This is a genomic window from Kitasatospora arboriphila (assembly GCF_039528095.1).
In the GTDB taxonomy this organism is placed as follows: Bacteria; Actinomycetota; Actinomycetes; order Streptomycetales; family Streptomycetaceae; genus Kitasatospora; species Kitasatospora arboriphila.
The window spans coordinates 1-17199 of sequence record NZ_BAAALD010000130.1 but is presented as its reverse complement, the minus strand read 5'-3'; the positions used below and the strand labels follow the sequence as shown (position 1 = coordinate 17199).

Annotated in this window: 13 protein-coding genes; 7 read left to right on the top strand and 6 right to left on the bottom strand. The window is 73.8% G+C overall.

The window, feature by feature from the left end; all coding sequences use genetic code 11:
- Positions 1-435, bottom strand: a 435-nt coding sequence (locus ABD353_RS36265; RefSeq protein WP_344627977.1) for a DUF2397 family protein, incomplete at its 3' end; no start/stop codon positions are given.
- 237 nt (positions 436-672) lie between these two features.
- Between ABD353_RS36265 and ABD353_RS36260 the strand changes: the two genes are divergently transcribed.
- On the top strand, positions 673-1380 hold the full coding sequence (locus tag ABD353_RS36260; RefSeq protein ID WP_344627976.1) for a lysoplasmalogenase: 708 nt from the start codon (positions 673-675) through the stop codon (positions 1378-1380).
- A gap of 37 nt (positions 1381-1417) precedes the next feature.
- On the opposite strand, the gene ABD353_RS36255 is transcribed toward ABD353_RS36260, so the two are convergent.
- The 3 genes from ABD353_RS36255 to ggt all read right to left on the bottom strand — a co-directional run bounded on the left by ABD353_RS36255 (position 1418) and on the right by ggt (position 4885).
- On the bottom strand, positions 1418-1990 hold the full coding sequence (locus ABD353_RS36255; RefSeq protein WP_344627975.1) for a hypothetical protein: 573 nt from the start codon (positions 1988-1990) through the stop codon (positions 1418-1420).
- 156 nt (positions 1991-2146) lie between these two features.
- Positions 2147-2950, bottom strand: a complete 804-nt coding sequence (locus tag ABD353_RS36250; RefSeq protein ID WP_344627974.1) for an exodeoxyribonuclease III — start codon at positions 2948-2950, stop codon at positions 2147-2149.
- A gap of 138 nt (positions 2951-3088) precedes the next feature.
- Complete coding sequence (gene ggt / locus ABD353_RS36245) at positions 3089-4885, bottom strand: gamma-glutamyltransferase (RefSeq protein ID WP_344627973.1); 1797 nt, start codon at positions 4883-4885, stop codon at positions 3089-3091.
- A gap of 216 nt (positions 4886-5101) precedes the next feature.
- On the opposite strand from ggt, the gene ABD353_RS36240 reads away from it, so the two are divergent.
- On the top strand, positions 5102-6733 hold the full coding sequence (locus tag ABD353_RS36240; protein ID WP_344627972.1) for a CocE/NonD family hydrolase: 1632 nt from the start codon (positions 5102-5104) through the stop codon (positions 6731-6733).
- Positions 6734-6898: 165 nt separating this feature from the next.
- Here the strand turns inward: ABD353_RS36240 and ABD353_RS36235 are convergent, their stop codons facing one another.
- A complete protein-coding gene (locus ABD353_RS36235; RefSeq protein ID WP_344627971.1) occupies positions 6899-7999 on the bottom strand; it encodes an ROK family glucokinase in 1101 nt (366 codons plus the stop codon).
- Positions 8000-8344: 345 nt separating this feature from the next.
- Between ABD353_RS36235 and ABD353_RS36230 the strand changes: the two genes are divergently transcribed.
- Complete coding sequence (locus ABD353_RS36230; RefSeq protein WP_344627970.1) at positions 8345-9457, top strand: alpha/beta hydrolase; 1113 nt, start codon at positions 8345-8347, stop codon at positions 9455-9457.
- Positions 9458-9566: 109 nt separating this feature from the next.
- Here ABD353_RS36230 and ABD353_RS36225 read toward each other — a convergent pair whose 3' ends face one another.
- Positions 9567-11150: a PucR family transcriptional regulator gene (locus ABD353_RS36225; protein WP_344627969.1), complete on the bottom strand. Its 1584-nt coding sequence runs from the start codon at positions 11148-11150 to the stop codon at positions 9567-9569.
- A 413-nt stretch (positions 11151-11563) separates the two neighbouring features.
- Between ABD353_RS36225 and ABD353_RS36220 the strand changes: the two genes are divergently transcribed.
- The 4 genes from ABD353_RS36220 (at position 11564) to ABD353_RS36205 (ending at position 17032) form a co-directional block, all read left to right on the top strand.
- On the top strand, positions 11564-12451 hold the full coding sequence (locus tag ABD353_RS36220) for an FAD binding domain-containing protein (RefSeq protein WP_344627968.1): 888 nt from the start codon (positions 11564-11566) through the stop codon (positions 12449-12451).
- On the top strand, positions 12448-12933 hold the full coding sequence (locus tag ABD353_RS36215) for a (2Fe-2S)-binding protein (protein ID WP_344627967.1): 486 nt from the start codon (positions 12448-12450) through the stop codon (positions 12931-12933). The genes ABD353_RS36220 and ABD353_RS36215 overlap by 4 nt, the downstream gene beginning before the upstream one ends.
- On the top strand, positions 12930-15293 hold the full coding sequence (gene pucD, locus ABD353_RS36210; RefSeq protein ID WP_344627966.1) for a xanthine dehydrogenase subunit D: 2364 nt from the start codon (positions 12930-12932) through the stop codon (positions 15291-15293). Before ABD353_RS36215 ends, pucD begins: the two co-directional genes overlap by 4 nt.
- A 260-nt stretch (positions 15294-15553) precedes the next feature.
- Positions 15554-17032 (top strand): NCS2 family permease, encoded by a 1479-nt coding sequence (locus ABD353_RS36205; RefSeq protein WP_344627965.1) that lies wholly within the window; start codon positions 15554-15556, stop codon positions 17030-17032.
- The last annotated feature ends 167 nt before the right edge of the window (positions 17033-17199 follow it).

Sequence of the window (17199 nt, the reverse complement as noted above, 5' to 3'; positions counted from 1 at the left end):
GGGCCCGGTCGGTCGGCGGCGCCGCCCCCTACCTGGGCCTGTTCGCCCGGGCCGACGGTGCCGGCCGGGGGCGGCGGGGGCCGGGACGCGTCCGGGCGGTGTGGCGGCGCGGGCGCGGCGCAGGCCGAGCGCCCGGGCGGCCGAGGCGGCCCGGCGGACCGTCGGTCCGTGCCACCAGCTGGTGCGGGCGGCCTGGCCGTGCGGGTCGGCGGGACGGCCGCCGAGGTGCCGGGCCGGGTAGAGCCCGAAGACGGCGGTGAACAGCCGGTGCGCGTCCGCCTCGTCGGCGTCGGCGAAGCGCCGGGCCAGCAGCTCGGCCTGCGGGTACGCGCCGGTGAGCGCGTGGGCCGTGAGCTGCCCCGCCCCGCCCATGCGCCCGTCCGCCACGCCGCCGGCCGCCCCGCGGGCGCCGGTCGCGTACTCGTGCTGCTCCATGTCGGAGCCCAGCCTAGACGGTGCCCGGGGCCGGACGGCACGCCTCCGCCGGCCGGTCGGGCAACCGTCGCTACGGGCGGGTAACCTCCCCTTCCGCCGCTGCCCGGCGTCCCCTAAGGTCCTCGCATGCCGAACCTGCCCGACGTCGTGCGGTGGTCGATACCCGCCTTCGTGCTGCTCACCGTCGTGGCATCCTGATCGTCTTCGACCGGCCGAGAGCCCGGAGGGCACCCCCGCATGACCGTCTCCGCACGACTGCGCGCCGCGCGCGGCCTCGTCACCGCCTTCGCCGCCACCTCGGCGGCCCACCTGGGGGCGATCGCCACCGGCGCGACCGTGCTGCAGAACGCCACCAAGCCGGCCCTGATGCCGCTGCTGGCCGCGCACAGCCTGGCCTCCGCGGAGCGGGCACCCAAGCTGCTGGCGCCGGCCCTGCTGGCGAGCGGCGCGGGCGACGTGCTGCTGCAGCTGGGCGGGGACACCGCCTTCCTGGCCGGGATGGGCTCCTTCGCGGCGGCGCACGTCGCGTACGTGACGATGTTCGCCGGGCAGGGCGCGTTCACGGACCGGCGGCGGACCCTGCTGGTGGCCGCGGGCTACGCGGCGGCCTGGGCGGCGATGATCTCCCAGCTCTGGCCGGACCTCGGCGGGCTGCAGATCCCGGTGGCGGTGTACAGCCTGCTGCTGGCGTCCACCGCGGTCTCCTCGGCCGGGCTGGGGCTCGCGACCGGGATCGGCGGCGGCCTCTTCCTGCTGTCGGACAGCCTGATCGCCGTCCGGCTGGCCGGCTGGAAGCTGCTGCCCGGCCACAACGTGCTGGTGATGGCGACCTACATCGCCGCGCAGTACCTGCTGGCGCGCGGTGCGCTGCGGGCCGAGGAGGCCCGGGCGGAGCCGCAGGCCGCCGACGGAGCCGACGCGGCGCGACTCGGCGCCCCGGCCTGATCGGACGGGGCGCCGGGCGGGCGGGCACCGGCCGGCATCAGGACTGCTGGGCGCGGCGCCGCAGCAGCCAGTGGCCGCCGAGGCCGGCGGCGACCAGCGCCCCGCCGGTGGCCAGCTCCCGGGGACTCGTCCCGGTGACCGAGCCGCCGACGCCGGTGGCCACGCTGCCGTGCGGCTCGGGCGCCGCGGTGCCGTGGCCGGCCGGGGTCAGCGGGGCCAGCACGCCGACGGTGCCGGTGAACGCGTCGCCGTTGGGGCACTTGCCGTCGACGCCCCAGGAGGCGGGCTTCTCGGTGACCTGCTCGGTGAGGGTGAGCTCGGTCGCCGAGAGCAGCGCGATGCTGCCGGTGTAGGTGCCGTTCGGGCCCGCGGTCAGCGTGACGGTGCCGCCGGTGAACGCCTTCGAGCTGGCGGTGATGGTCTTCGTCGTGCTGCCCGGGCAGACCACGTTGACGGTGACCTTCTCGCCGGGGGCGGCCTGCGCCGGAGTGACCTTGGCCGGTTCGGGCCCCTTCGCGGGCACGGCGGGCGTGGCGTGCGCGGTCGGCGCGGCGAGGGCGAGCAGGGCGGTCGTGCCGAGGACGGCGGCGGCGGTACGCGGGATGCGCATGCCGGACCTCCAGGTTCTCGGATGCGGCCGGGGGCGGGGTCGCCCCGTGGTCGGTCGGCTGCACCCGGTCATGCCCGACGCTAGGCAGCACCGCCCCGCGCGGCCACCGCACGCGACCGTTCGGGTCCGCACCGTCACCGCGGGTGGACCGCCGCCTCAGACCTCCAGGTCGACCACGACCGGGGCGTGGTCCGAGGTGCCCTTGCCCTTGCGGGCCTCGCGGTCGACGTAGCTGTCGGTGACGGCGTCGGCGAAGGCCTTGTTCGCCAGCGTCAGGTCGATCCGCATGCCGCGGTTCTTCGGGAAGGCGAGCTGGCGGTAGTCCCAGTAGGTGTACGGGCGGTCGTACTTGAGCGGGCGGGGCACGACGTCCTGCAGGCCGGCCTCGTGGAGGGCGGCGAGCGCGGCCCGCTCGGGCTCGGTGACGTGGGTCAGGCCGGCGAAGGCCGCCGGGTCGAAGACGTCCTCGTCGCTCGGGGCGATGTTGAAGTCGCCGAGCACCGCGAACGGGCGCTCGCCGGCCGCGTCCTCCAGGACGGACTGCCGCAGCGTCTCCAGCCAGGCCAGCTTGTAGCGGTAGTGCGCGTGGTCGACCTCGCGGCCGTTCGGCACGTACACCGACCAGACCCGGACGGGGCCGCAGGTGGCGCCGATCGCGCGCGGCTCGACCTCGGGCAGCAGCGCGTCGTCCGCCTGGTAGCCGGGCTGCTCGGGCAGACCGCGGACGACGTCCTCCAGGCCCAGCTTGGACAGCACCGCGACGCCGTTCCAGCGGCCGCTGCCGTGCGCGGCGGTCTCGTAGCCGAGCGCCCGGACCTCCTCGTGGGGGAAGGCGTCCGCGGCGCACTTGAGCTCCTGCAGGCAGAGCACGTCGGGGGCGGCGCTCTCCAGCCACTCCAGGAGCTTGGGCAGCCGTGCGGTGACGGAGTTGATGTTCCAGGTGGCGATGCGGACGGTCACGGCGGGCGGCCTCCCCGGTGGTACGGGCTCGATGTCGACACGGTGCGTACGGCCGTTCGGGCGGCGCGCGCGAACGGGGCGGGCGCCCGACGGACGCCCACCCCGAACATACCGCCCGGCACCGACAACCCCGGGCCGTCAGCGGGCGGGCCGCACCACCGCCGCCGAGCCGCCGCCGCGGCGCACCGGCTCCGCGGCCGCCCGCCAGCGGCCGTCCGGCAACCGCTCCACGCCGGTCGCGGCACCGATCTCCGGGGAGGCCGCCAGCACCTGGCCGAGCGCCTCCAGGCCGGCCCGCTCCGGCAGGGCCAGGAAGCCCGCCTCGGCGGCGGTGGTGGCGGCGTTGCGCTGGCTGGCCCGCGGGGCGGCGATCGCCTGTTCCAGGGTCAGCCCGCGGTCGATCCGGCCGAGCAGCACCTGCAGCACGGTCGTGATGATGGTGGCCCCGCCGGGCGAACCCGCGGCGAACAGCGGCCGCCCGTCGCGCAGCACGATCGTCGGCGAGATCGAGGAGCGCGGCCGCTTGCCGGGCCCGGGCAGGTTGGGGTCGGGCACGCCCGGGGCGACCGGGGTGAAGGAGAAGTCGGTCAGCTCGTTGTTGAGCAGGAAGCCCCGGCCGGGCACGGTGATCCCGCTGCCGCCGGTCTGCTCGATGGTGAGGGTGTAGGAGACGACGTTGCCCCACCGGTCGGCGACGGTCAGGTGGGTGGTGCTCGGGCCCTCGTACGCCTCGGTGGCGGCGGGTCCCGCGGAGCCGCAGGCGGCCGGGTGGTACGGGTCGCCGGGGGCGAGCGGGCTGGTCAGCGCCCGGCCCGGGTCGAGCAGGCAGGCCCGGGCGGCGGCGAAGGCCGGCGAGAGCAGCCGGTCGGTGGGGACGGGCTGCGCGGCGGGGTCGCCGACCCAGCGGTTGCGGTCGGCGAAGGCGATCCGGGACGCCTCCAGGAAGCGGTGGTAGTACTGGGTGGCGTCCAGGTGGGCCAGGTCCGAGTGGGACAGGATGCCGAGCGCCTCGCCGACGGTGGTGCCGCCGCTGGAGGACGGGGCGATGGAGTACACCTCGGTGCCGCGGTAGGCCACCCTGGTCGGCTTCTGCTCCAGCACCCGGTAGGCGGCGAGGTCGGTGCGGTCGACCTTGCCGGGGCGGGCGGTGCGGCCGGAGGCCGGGTCGACCGGCGGGTGCTGCAGCGTGTTCACCACGTCGGCGCCGATCGGGCCGCGGTAGAGCGCCGCGGTGCCGTCCCGGCCGAGCTGGCGGTAGGTGGCGGCGAGGTCGGGGTTGCGGAGCGTCGAGCCGACCACCGGGAGCGCGCCGCCGGGCAGGAAGAGCGCCCGGGTGGCCGGGAAGTCGCGGAACCGGGCCTCGTTGGCGGCGGTCTGGTCGCGGAAGGTCTGGTCGACGGTGAAGCCGCGGTCGGCGATCCGCTCGGCCGGGCGCAGCACCTCGGCGAGCGGGCGGGTGCCCCACAGCTTCAGGGCCTTCTCCCAGGTGGCGGCGGTGCCGGGGACGCCGACCGACAGGCCGCTGGTGACGGCGTCGGCGAACGGCAGCGGTTTGCCGTCGGTGTCCAGGAAGAGCGAGGTGTCGGCGGTGCGGGAGGCGGTCTCCCGGCCGTCCAGGGTGGAGACCCGGCCGGTGCGGGCGTCGTAGACGAGGGAGCCGCCGCCGCCGCCGATGCCGGCCGAGTAGGGCTCGGTCACGCCGAGGGCGGCGGCGGTGGCGACCGCGGCGTCCACCGCGTTGCCGCCGCGGCGCAGCACCTCGATGCCGGCGGCGGTGGCGTCGGCGTCGACGCTGGCGACGGCGCCGCCCCGGCCGACGGCCTCCGGCGCCTTCGGCGGGGCCTGCGCGGGGGCCGCCCCGGCGGGGGCGACGGCGCCGAGGACCAGGCAGCCGGCGAGGGCGATCGGCGGGGCGATTCGGGCCAGAGCTCTCATGCGGGCCTCCTGAGGCAGCGTCAGCTATCCGTTCTGCCACAGGTGCGGTGGACAGGACAACAGCGCCTCAGGCCACTACCCGTCAGTAGTTTCGTTATCGCTCCGATACCGTCCGACCCGTTACTGACATCACGTCCAACAAGCTACCGTCCGGTGAACCAGCTCGGTCCTGCACCCCCACCCCCACCCCGCAGACCGGTCCCTTGGAGTGCCCCCATGCCTGCACTGCCTGCACGCGCACGCCGGAGAGCCGCCGCCCTCGCGCTGGCCACCGCCCTGCTGACCGCCGCCCCGATCGGCCTCGCGCCGCTCGCCTCCCCCGCCCTCGCCGCAGCGAGCGCCTCACCGGTGCTCCGCTTCACCGACATCCCCGGCGAGGGCGGCACCGTCCTCAAGGGCAACGTCTACGAGCCCGGCGACGGCGCCGACCACCACCCGCTGCTCGTCCTGCCGTCCAGTTGGAGCCTCAACGACCTCGAGTACCTCGCCCAGGCGCGCGCCTTCGCCGCCCAGGGGTACGTCGTCGTCTCCTACACCCCGCGCGGCTTCTGGGGCTCCGGCGGCGAGATCGAGGTGGCCGGGCCGCCCGACGTCGCCGACGTCTCCCGGGTCGTCGACTGGGCGCTCGCCCACACCACCGCCGACCCGCAGCGGATCGGCACGGCCGGCATCTCCTACGGCGCCGGGATCAGCCTGCTCGGTGCCGCCTTCGACCCCCGGATCCGCACCGTCGCCGCCCTCAGCGGCTGGGCCGACCTCGCCGACTCGCTGTTCAGCGACGAGACCCAGCACCTGCAGTCCGCCGGGCTGCTCGCCGTCGCCGGGTACCTCACCGGCCGCCCGGGCGACGAACTGCGGACCACCCTCACCCGCTACTTCGGCAGCGACTGGGAGAACGAGCCGGCGATCCGCGCCTGGGCCGCGCAGCGCTCCGCCGCCACCTACGTCGACCGGCTCAACGGCAACGGCACCGCCGTGATGCTCGCCAACGCCTGGGGCGACTCGATCTTCCCGCCGAACCAGCTCACCGACTTCTACGAGCGGCTCACCGGGCCCAAGCGCCTCGAACTGCGGCCCGGCGACCACGCCACCGCCGAGGCCACCGGCCTGGCCGGCCTGCCCAACGACGTCTGGACGGACACCCGGGCCTGGCTCGACCACCACCTCAAGGGCGTCGACAACGGCATCGACCGGCAGCCGCCCGTCCACATCAGGCCCCAACTCCAGGACGGCTACGAGGACTACCCCGACTGGCGGTCCGTCACCGGCTCCACCAGGACGCTGAACCTCGGCGGCCGCGACTGGCTCGGCACCGGCCCGCTCTCCGCCGGCCCCGCCCGCACCGGCTGGACCACGCCGATCTCCACCGCCCTCGACTCCGGTGCGGACGGCGGGGTGATCTTCCTGTCCAACCTGGCCGAACAGTTCCTCAAGGTGCCGCCCACGGTCTCGGTGCCGCTGCTCCCCCGGCCGGTCGCGGCCGTCTGGCAGTCCGAGGCGTACGGCTCCGCGCAGCGGGTCCGCGGGTCGGTGCGGCTGCACCTCGGGGTGACCCCCTCGGCCGGGCAGGGCAGCCTGGTCGCCTACCTGTACGACGTGGACGCCCTCGGCACCGGCCGCCTGGTCGCCCACGCGCCGTACACCTTCCTCGGCCGCACCCCCGGCGAGCGGTTCACCGCCGACGTCCGGATGCAGGCCACCGCCTACGACGTCCCGGCCGGCCACCGCCTCGCCCTGGTCGTGGACGGCGTCGACCCGCTCTACATCACCCACAACCCGCCCCTCGCCACCCTCACCTTCGGCTCCCCGGCCGACGACCCGTCCTGGGTCTCGGTGCCCTTGAAGTAGGGGGAACCTGTAGGGGCAGCACCCCAGGGGCATGGGGAACTTCGCCGTACAAACCAGGGCCCGGCCCGAAACCGTCGCGATGCCCGATCCCGGACTGCGCAGTTCCCCGCGCCCCTGGTGGTGCCCTCCGCAGGTGCCCGCGCCCCGGGTCGTGCCCTTCCTCCGTCAGGAGAACCGCTTCCGCCGTTTGACGGTGCGGAAGCGGCGGGCTACCTGGCGGGCCAGGTCGGCGGCGCCGACGAGGCCGGCCTCGTTGCCGAGGGCGGCGTGCACGATGCCGGCCTCGGGCCGGAACCCGCGGCCGGTCAGGGTGCGTTTGAAGGCGTCCTGGGCCGGGCCGAGCAGCAGGTCGCCGGCCTCGGAGACGCCGCCGCCGATGACGAACCGTCCGGGGTCCAGGGCGGCGGCCAGGTTGGCGATGCCCACGCCCAGCCAGTGGCCGACCTCGTAGAGGAGTTCCACGGCGACGGCGTCGCCCTCCCGGGCGGCCTCGGTGACCAGCGGGCCGGTGATGCCCTCGGCGGTGCCGCCGGCCCGGGCGAGCAGCGGCTGGACGACGGGCGACTCCTCGGCGACGAGCCCCCGCGCCTCGCGGACCAGCGCGTTGCCGGAGGAGTACTGCTCCCAGCAGCCGCGGTTGCCGCACGGGCAGCGGTGCCCGCCGGGCACCACCTGCATGTGGCCGAACTCGCCCGCCAGGCCGTACTTGCCGCGGTCGACGAAGCCGTCCCGGACGACCGCGCCGCCGATGCCGGTGCCCAGGGTGATCATCACCATGTGGTCCTCGCCGCGGCCGGCGCCGAACCGCCACTCGGCCCAGGCGGCCGCGTTGGCGTCGTTCTCCACCACGACAGGGAAGCGCAGCCGCTCGCTGAGCGCCTCCTGCAGCGGCTCGTTGCGCCAGTTGAGGTGGGGGGCGAAGAGCACCTTGGAGCGGTCGGCGTCCACCCAGCCGGCCGCGCCGACGCCGACGGCGTGCACGTCGTGCTTGTCGGCGAGTTGCAGCACCAGGTCGACGATGACGTCCTCGACGACCGCGGGGCTCTTGCTCTTGTGCGGGGTCTCGGTGCGGACGCGGTCCAGCACTCGGCCCTCGCCGTCGACCACGCCCGCCACCACCTTGGTGCCGCCGATGTCCACGCCGACGGTGGGCAGCCGCAGGACGCCGGGCGGCAGGGCGCGCCGGCGGCGGTCGGCGCTGCGCGGCCCGAGGCCGAACAGGGTGGGCAGGACGGCCGGCCGCTGGGCGCTGTGCGGGCTGGTCACGGGGGCGGTGGCTCCTTCGGGTCGGGCGGCGGGGGCGCCGGCGCTCTCTCCGCCATCCTCCCGCGTCCGACCGCGGCTGCGGGGTCCGGTCCGGGCACGGCCGCGACTGCCAGCGAATCCTCATCCGAATGACCGCAGGTGCTGCCCCGTTCGAGGGATTCGGTCAGGGGGCTGGCAAACTTGGCTGGGCCGCACGGGGGATTCACAAGGAAACGTGATGTTCCTCTCAGGTTCTGCGCAGTTTGGGGCGGAACCGAACCGCGGTTTCCATCTGTCTGATCACATCGGAACGTGCACGGGCGAGCGGGGGCCCGGGCTGCCAGCGACCCGGATACGAGAACCTGAATGCAACTGACCGGAACACCCTTCCTGATCGTCACGATCGTGCTCGTGCCGCTCTCCATCGCGGCGGCGCTGCTGCTCTGGGGCAGGGTGCGCGGGCCGAAGCCGGTCCAGGTGCTCTCCAGACTGGTGATGATCCTGGCCTGCCAGGTGACGGCGGTCACCATGGTGTTCGTCATGGTCAACAACGCCAACCTGATCTACGGCAACTGGGACGACCTGCTGGGCACCGGCAACCACGTCCGCTCCGTGCCGCAGGTGCAGGCCGACGGCCCCGCGCAGGACGCCAAGTCGGAGCCCAAGGTGCTGCAGCAGTTCAAGGGCGTGGACGACCCGATGGTGCCCAAGGACGTCCAGCGCACCGACCTCAAGGGCCGGCTGTCCGGCGTGGACGGTGAGGTGCTGGTCTGGCTGCCGCCGCAGTACCACGAGCCGGCGTACAAGGACAAGACCTTCCCGGTGGTGGAGCTGATCCCCGGTTTCCCCGGCTCCTCCAGCACCTGGTACGGCACCCTCAAGGTGTCCGAGCAGCTGAAGCCGCTGATGAAGGAGGGCAAGGTCGCGCCCTTCATCCTGGTGTCGCCGCGCACCCTGCTGCTCGGCCGCAACACCGACACCGGCTGCGCCGACGTGCCCGGCAAGGTGAACGCCGACACCTGGCTCGCCCGGGACGTGCCGAAGATGGTGCTCGACAACTTCCGCGCCGACACCTCGTCGGACCGCTGGGCGGTGGCCGGCTACTCGGCCGGCGGCCACTGCGCCGCCAAGCTCGCCCTGGAGCACCCGGACCGCTACCGGGCCGGGATCAGCCTCTCCGGCTACAACGACCCGGCCTCCGAGTCGGGCTCGCTGACCGCCAAGAACCCGCAGCTGCGCGAGGCCTCCAACCCGCTGAACATCCTCCGCAAGGCCGCCCAGCCGCCGAAGACCTCGCTGTACGTCAGCGGCAACAAGGGCGACGGCTACGAGGGCGGTCTGGCCCTCCAGCAGGCGGCGAAGGCGCCGACCAACGTGACCGTGGTGGAGACCACCGGCCCGCACGCGGTGGACGTGTGGAAGCCGCTGCTGCCGAAGGCCTTCACCTGGCTGACCGGCATCATCCCCGTCCAGCACTGACGCTCCGCCCGCTGACGCGGCGACACACGACGGGCCGCCCCTCCCTCCCGGGAGCGGGCGGCCCGTCGGCGTTCCGGGGCAGCGGCCGGAAGCGGCCGGCAACGGTCCGTCAGGCGAGTTCCAGCGCCAGGTAGAAGTCCACCCGGTCCTCCAGCCGGGAGAGGTCACGGCCGGTCAGCTCCTCGATCCGGCCGATCCGGTAGCGCAACGTGTTGACGTGCACGTGCAGCTGGGCCGCGCAGCGCGTCCAGGAGCCGTCGGAGCGCAGGAAGGCCTCCAGGGTGCGCACCAGGTCCGCCTGGTGCTCCAGGTCGTAGGCGATGACCTTGTCGAGCAGACGGCTGCGGAAGGCGCGGCGGACCTCGTCCGGCACGGCGGCGAGCAGCAGCACGTGCGAGGCGAGCTCCTCCGGTCCGGCCACGCAGACCCGGCCGACCCGGGCGGCGGCGATCCGGCGGGCGTGCCGGGCCTCCTCCAGGGCGCCGCGCAGGCCGTCGGCCTCGCTGGCCGGGGCGGAGACGCCGACGGTGATCCGGCCCTCGGAGCCGAGGCCGGCCTCCAGCGGGGCGAGCAGTTCGCGCAGCGCGTCCGCGGGGACGGCGGTGCCGGGGGCGGGCAGCACCACGACGGCGCCGCTGCCGGCGCCGGCGACCAGCGCCCGGTCGGTGGAGTCGGTGAGCGCCTCCTCCAGGACGGCGCGGACGGTGCCCTCGGGCAGGCCGGTGCCCTCGGCCGAGAGGATCAGCCAGGAGTCGGCCGTCTCGGGGCGGCCGCCCTCGTACTTGGCGGCCATCGTGGCGGAGGCCTGCAGCGCGCGGGAGATCTCCAGCGGGTCGGCGTCCTGGCGGAGCAGGGTGAGCACCTCGTCGGCGATCCGGCGGCGCAGCCGGCGGCCCTCGTCGCGGCGGGTGCGCTCGGCGGCGACCAGCCGGGCGAGGTTCTCGGCGAGCTGCTGGCGCTTGGCCGTCCACTCGGTGACGTCGCCGGCGACCACGAGCAGCCAGTCGGCGAGCGGGGCCTCGGCGCCGGGGTCGGCGGGGGCGGGCAGCAACGAGTAGGCGCCGACCGCGAGGCGGGCGCGGTGCGGGGGGCGGCGGCGCTGGCGCTGGGCGGCGAGGTGGGCGCGGACGAGCTGGTCGCGGTCCTCGGCGGAGAGCCGGTCGGCCGGTCCGGCGACCACCCGGCCGGTGGGGGCGATCACCCAGCAGTCCAGGTCGAGGTCGCCGCCGAGCAGGTCGAGCACGGCGTCCAGGCCGCCGCCGCCGGCCGCGGAGACCAGCAGCCGGTGCCGGTCGACCAGGGCGGCGAGGTCGGCGGCCCGGTCGGCGGAGACCTGGCGGCCGATGTACTCGGCGACGGCGCCGAAGGCGACGTCGTCGGGCACCACGAGCAGCGGCATCCGGTGCCGGCGGCAGGCCTCGACCAGGTCCTCGGGGACGGGTCCGACCTCGGCCTCGCCGGCGGCCAGGGCGACCGCCCCGCCGGCCGCGATGGTGCGGACGAACCGCTCGGAGTCGTCCGGGCCGGTGCGCCAGAGCATGCCGGTGAGCACCAGTTCGCCGCCGTGCAGGTAGCGGCCCGGGTCCTGGAGGTCGGTGGTCATCACACCGCTGACCTGCCGGTCGAGCTCTTCCTCGGCGGCGAGCAGCCGAAGCCGCGGGGCGCCGGGGGCGAGCAGGTCGCGGACACGCATCCGCAGACTCCTTCGTGCTGGAGGGTGGGGGTCGGGTGGATGTGGGGCCTCACAGTGTGCACCAGGTCCGCGGCCCTCGGCGGAACGTCCCGCGCGGCCGGCCGGTCACGGGCCCGTCGCCTCTCCGTCACGGCCGGATTACGGTCGTAGGTGGCGGTAGGGAAACCGCTGGACTGGGCAATTGTCAGCCTTAGAGGAACGTACAGGATGCCGGGCGGGACCGGCGCGCGGGCTTCATGCCATCGGTGACTGCCAGTGGGCCCCGTCACAGCGGTTCACTGGCCACACGCCACCGGAACAACCCGGTGACCGGAGCTCAACGCCGAGGCAACGAAGCGGTAGCAAGGTCCGAACACCGAGTTCGGGGCACTGTGCCCACTGTCCGGTTGGCGACGACTTGAGGAGACACCCGCATGGAGTTCCTTCGGCCCGCTACGTGGGACGAGGCGCTCGCGGCGAAGGCTGAGTACCCGACCGCGCTGCCCATCTCCGGGGGCACGGACGTCATGGTCGAGATGAACTTCGACGTGCACCGGCCATCCGCGATTCTCGACCTGAACCGCATCGGCGACCTCGCCACCTGGTCGATCGACGGCGACACCGTGAGACTGGGCGCCGCGGTTCCGTACAGCCGGATCATCGACGAGCTGTCCGGACCGCTGCCCGGCCTCGCGCTGGCGGCGCACACCGTCGGCTCGCCGCAGATCCGCAACCGGGGCTCCGTGGGCGGCAACCTCGGTGCCGCCTCGCCCGCCGGCGACTCGCACCCCGCACTGCTGGCGGCCGGCCGGGACGTCTTCGTGGAGGCGGCCTCGGTGCGCGGCACCCGGCTGATCCCGATCGACGACTTCTACACCGGCGTCAAGCGCAACAGCCTGGAGGCCGACGAGCTGATCCGCGCCGTGCACATCCCGGTGGCGGACGGCCCTCAGCAGTTCTCCAAGATCGGCACCCGCAACGCGATGGTGATCGCGGTCTGCGCGTTCGGTTTCGCGCTGCACCCGAAGAGCCGCACGGTCGGCACCGGCATCGGCTCGGCCGCCCCCACCCCGCGCCGCGCGGTGGAGGCCGAGGAGTACCTGCAGGGCGTGCTCGCCGAGCGCGGCCTGTGGGAGTCGGGCGACCTGCTGGGCGCCGAGGTGATCCAGCGGTTCGGCGAGCTGGTCCGCGCCGCCGCGTCCCCGATCGACGACGTCCGCGGCACCGCGGACTACCGGAAGCACGCGCTGGCCGTGATGGCCCGCCGCACGCTGACCTGGACCTGGAACGACTACAGCAAGCAGATCAGGAGCGCGGCATGAGGGTCACGTTCACCGCCAACGGCAAGCCCGTCGAGGCCGACGACGTCTGGGAGGGCGAGAGCCTCCTGTACGTGCTGCGCGAGCGGGTCGGCCTGCCGGGTTCGAAGAACGCGTGCGAGCAGGGCGAGTGCGGCTCCTGCACCGTCTACCTGGACGGCGTGCCGGTCTGTTCCTGTCTGGTCGCGGCCGGCCAGGTGCAGGACCGCGAGGTCCGCACCGTCGAGGGCCTGACCGAGGAGGGCGGCGAGCTGGGCCTCGTCCAGCAGGCCTTCGTCGACGCGGGCGCCGTGCAGTGCGGCTTCTGCACCCCCGGTCTGCTGGTGCAGACCGACGCGCTGCTGGCCCAGGACCCGCAGCCGAGCGACACCGACATCCGCGAGGCGCTGTCGGGCAACCTGTGCCGCTGCACCGGCTACGAGAAGATCATGGACGCGGTGCGGCTCGCCTCCGCCCGCACCTGCGCGAAGGCGGTCTCCGAATGAGCGGCACCCGCACCATCCAGGGCCAGAAGAACCTGCAGAACATCCACCAGGCGAGCAAGGACGGCATCGGCGGCTCCCCGCTGCGCCCGGACGGCACCCTGAAGGTCAAGGGCGAGTTCGCCTACTCCTCGGACATGTGGCACGAGGACATGCTGTGGGGCATGGCGCTGCGCTCGCCGCACCCCCGCGCCAACATCCTCTCGGTGGACGTCTCCGAGGCGCTCAAGGTGCCCGGCGTCTACGCGGTGCTGACCCACGACGACATCCCCGGCTCCAAGTACTACGGCCTGGAGATCCAGGACCAGCCGGCGCTCGCCATCGACAAGGTCCGCTACCACGGCGAGGCGATCGCCCTGGTCGCGGCGGACCACCCGGAGACGGCCCGCCGCGCGGTGAAGAAGATCAAGGTCGAGTACGAGGTGCTCACCCCGATCACCACCGAGGAGCAGTGCCTCGACCCGGAGACGTACGGCTACGTGCACGAGCCGCACGAGTACAAGTCGCACGGCTCCGGCAACATCTGCCACAGCCAGAAGCTGGTCTCCGGCGGCGGCGTGACCGACGAGATCCGCGCCATGGCGGACGTCATCGTCAAGGGCACCTACGAGGTCGGCATGCAGGACCAGGCCTTCCTCGGCCCGGAGTCCGGCCTCGCGGTGCCCGCCGAGGACGGCGGCGTCGACCTGTACATCGCCACCCAGTGGCTGCACGTGGACCGCCAGCAGATGGCGCCGGTGCTGGCCCTGCCGGAGGAGAAGGTCCGGCTCACGCTGGCCGGCGTCGGCGGTGCCTTCGGCGGCCGCGAGGACCTGTCGATGCAGATCCACGCCTGCCTGCTGGCCCTGCACACCGGCAAGCCCGTCAAGATCGTGTACTCCCGCGACGAGTCCTTCTTCGGCCACGTGCACCGCCACCCGGCGAAGATGACCTACGAGCACGGCGCCACCCGGGACGGCAAGCTGGTCTTCGCCGACTGCCGGATCGTGCTGGACGGCGGCGCGTACGCCTCGGCCTCCCCCGCGGTGGTCGGCAACGCCGCCTCGCTCGGCCACGGCCCGTACGTCATCCCGAACGTGCGGATGGAGGCGATCGCCCTCTACTCCAACAACCCGAGCTGCGGCGCGATGCGCGGCTTCGGCGCGGTGCAGGCCTGCTTCGGCTACGAGTCGCAGATGGACAAGCTGGCCGCCGAGCTGGGCATGGACCCGGTGGAGCTGCGCCAGATCAACGCCGTCACCCAGGGCGACTTCATGCCGACCGGCCAGGAGATCGACGCGCCCGCCCCCGTCGCCGAGCTGCTGCAGCGGGTCAAGGACATGCCGCTGCCGCCGCCGCTGGACCTGGAGAACCTGGACGTGCGCACCCTGCCCGGTGCACTGTCCAACACCTCGCACGGCGAGGGCATCGTCCGCGGCATCGGCTACTCGGTCGGCATCAAGAACGTCGGCTTCTCCGAGGGCTTCGACGACTACTCCACCGCCCGGGTCCGCCTGGAGGTCATCGGCGGCGAGCCGGTCGCCATGGTGCACACCGCGATGGCCGAGGTCGGCCAGGGCGGCGTCACCGTGCACGCCCAGATCGCCCGCACCGAGCTCGGCGTCGAGCAGGTCACCATCCACCCGGCCAACACCGAGGTCGGCTCGGCCGGCTCCACCTCCGCCTCCCGCCAGACCTACATGACCGGCGGTGCGGTGAAGCTGGCCGCCGAGGCGGTCAAGCAGGCGCTGATCGAGAAGGGCCGGCGCCGCTACGGCTGGGAGCACAAGGACATCACCCTGGTCGGCGGCAAGGTCGTCTCGGAGACCGGCGGCGTGCTCGTCCCCATGGTCGACCTGCTCGGCGACGAGGCGATCGACCTGACCCGCGAACACCACCACCGGCCGACCGTGCCGTTCGACAAGGAGACCGGCCAGGGCTTCGGCCACGTCCAGTACACCTTCTGCGCCAACCGCGCGGTGGTCGACGTGGACGTGGAGCTCGGCCTGGTCAAGGTGGTCGAGCTGACCGCGGCCCAGGACGTCGGCAAGGCGCTGAACCCGCTCTCGGTGATCGGCCAGATCCAGGGCGGCTGCACCCAGGCGCTCGGCCTCGCCGTGATGGAGGAGATCGTCGTCAAGGACGGCAAGGTGCGCAACGCCTCCTTCACCGACTACCTGATCCCCACCATCCTGGACACCCCGCCGATCCCGGTGGACATGCTGGAGCTCCCCGACCCGCACGCCCCGTACGGACTGCGCGGCGTCGGCGAGGCCCCCACCGTGTCGGCCACCCCCTCGATCGTCGCGGCGATCCGCAACGCCACCGGCCTCGCCCTCAACCGGGTGCCGGTCCGGCCGGAGCACCTCACCGGGACGCTCTAGCCACACCGCGCAGGACCTCCCCGGGGCGGCGACACGTCTTCCCCGCCGCCCCGGGGGCGCACCACAACTCCACACACCGGATGTGCTCCACCCGCTTCCCCACCCACGCCGGGGCCCGGCAGCGGCACGCACCACCCCATCCGGTACGCGGACCCCCGCGTACCTCCGTGAGTCGAACAGTCCCCCTGTGCCTACCTCCCACAGCCTGGCATTCAGGTCGGCTCGCCCACCCCAACCCCCTTTGAACCTTGGGAGTGGACATGACCCGGATCCCCACAGAGCCCGGTACCACTGAAGACAGACCTGCCACCGACGACGCCCTCACGCCGCCGGTCGTCACCCCGAAGAACCCGCTGGACGCGTACTTCAAGATCTCGGCGCGGGGTTCCACCCTCGCGACCGAGCTCCGGGGCGGCGTCACCACCTTCATGGCGATGGCCTACATCGTCCTGCTCAACCCGATCATCCTGAGCGGGGCGGACGTCAACGGCGTCAAGCTCGACCACTCCGCACTGACGACCGCGACCGCGCTCGCCGCCGCGGTGACCACGATCCTCATGGGCGTGGTCGGCAACGTGCCCCTGGCCCTCGCCGCCGGACTCAGCGTCTCCGGCGCCATCTCCGCACTCGTCGTGCCGCACACCACCTGGCCGCAGGCCTTCGGCCTGTGCGTGATCTACGGCCTGCTGATCGTCCTGCTGGTGGTCTCCGGACTCCGCGAGAAGATCATGAACGGCATTCCGCTGCCGCTCAAGCACGCCATCACCATCGGCATCGGCCTGTTCGTCGCCATCATCGGCCTCTACAAGGCCGGCTTCGTGCACACCGGCGGCCCCACCCCGCTCTCGCTCGGCCCCTTCGGCGAGCTGGCCGGCTGGCCCGTGCTGATCTTCGCGCTCACCCTGCTGACGATCTTCGTGCTGCTGGCCCGCAACGTCCGCGGCGCCATCCTGATCGGCATCGCCGGCGGCACCGTCCTCGCCATGATCGTCAACGCGGTCGCCGACCTGCCCGCCAAGACCTGGGCCAACTCCGCCCCGGTGTGGCCCGGCAGCCCGGTCGCCGCCCCGGACTTCAGCCTGTTCGGCCACGTCGACCTCTTCGGCGCCTTCACCGGCAAGGGCATGGGCGCGATCAGCGCCTCGGTCGCCGTCTTCACCCTGGTGCTGGCCGGCTTCTTCGACGCGATGGCCACCATCATCGGCGTCGGCACCGAGGCCGGGCTCGCCGACAAGAAGGGCCGGATGCCCGGCCTGTCCAAGGCGCTGTTCATCGACGGTGCCGGCGGCGCGGTCGGCGGTGTGGTCGGCGCCTCCGGCCAGACCGTCTTCGTGGAGTCCGCCACCGGCGTCGGCGACGGCGCCCGGACGGGCCTCGCCTCCACCGTGACCGGCCTGTTCTTCGCCGCGATGCTGTTCTTCTCGCCGATCGCCGGCATCGTCCCGGTCGAGGTCGCCGCCGCGGCCCTGGTCGTCATCGGCTCGATGATGATGAGCCAGGCCCGGCACATCGACTGGTCCGACCGCGAGGTCGCCATCCCGGCCTTCCTCACCTGCGTCCTGATGCCGTTCACCTACAGCATCACCGCCGGTGTCGCCGCGGGCGTCATCGCCTACACCGTGATCAAGGCCGGCACCGGCAAGTGGCGCGAGCCCGGCCCGCTGATGTGGATCCTCACCGCGGTCTTCGTCGTCTACTTCGCCCTCGACCCCGTCAAGGCGTGGCTCGGCGTGCACTGACCGCCCGGCCGCCGTGCGGGAGCCCCGCTCCCGCACGGCGGCCGACCCCGTTCCCCCGTTACCCTCGTGCTAAGGAGCACCCACCCATGCAGGACATCGCCGCGCAGCTCACCGCCTGGCACGCGTCCGGGCGCTCCTTCGCCGTGGCCACCGTCGTCGGCGTCTCC

Excerpts from the sequence above, each read along its gene's own strand:
- ABD353_RS36260 (WP_344627976.1), top strand. The coding sequence starts at position 673 with ATGACCGTCTCCGCACGACTGCGCGCCGCGCGCGGCCTCGTCACCGCC.
- ABD353_RS36255 (WP_344627975.1), bottom strand. The coding sequence starts at position 1,990 with ATGCGCATCCCGCGTACCGCCGCCGCCGTCCTCGGCACGACCGCCCTG.
- ggt (WP_344627973.1), bottom strand. The coding sequence starts at position 4,885 with ATGAGAGCTCTGGCCCGAATCGCCCCGCCGATCGCCCTCGCCGGCTGC.
- ABD353_RS36240 (WP_344627972.1), top strand. The coding sequence starts at position 5,102 with ATGCCTGCACTGCCTGCACGCGCACGCCGGAGAGCCGCCGCCCTCGCG.
- ABD353_RS36230 (WP_344627970.1), top strand. The coding sequence starts at position 8,345 with ATGCAACTGACCGGAACACCCTTCCTGATCGTCACGATCGTGCTCGTG.
- ABD353_RS36225 (WP_344627969.1), bottom strand. The coding sequence starts at position 11,150 with ATGCGTGTCCGCGACCTGCTCGCCCCCGGCGCCCCGCGGCTTCGGCTG.
- ABD353_RS36220 (WP_344627968.1), top strand. The coding sequence starts at position 11,564 with ATGGAGTTCCTTCGGCCCGCTACGTGGGACGAGGCGCTCGCGGCGAAG.
- ABD353_RS36215 (WP_344627967.1), top strand. The coding sequence starts at position 12,448 with ATGAGGGTCACGTTCACCGCCAACGGCAAGCCCGTCGAGGCCGACGAC.
- pucD (WP_344627966.1), top strand. The coding sequence starts at position 12,930 with ATGAGCGGCACCCGCACCATCCAGGGCCAGAAGAACCTGCAGAACATC.
- ABD353_RS36205 (WP_344627965.1), top strand. The coding sequence starts at position 15,554 with ATGACCCGGATCCCCACAGAGCCCGGTACCACTGAAGACAGACCTGCC.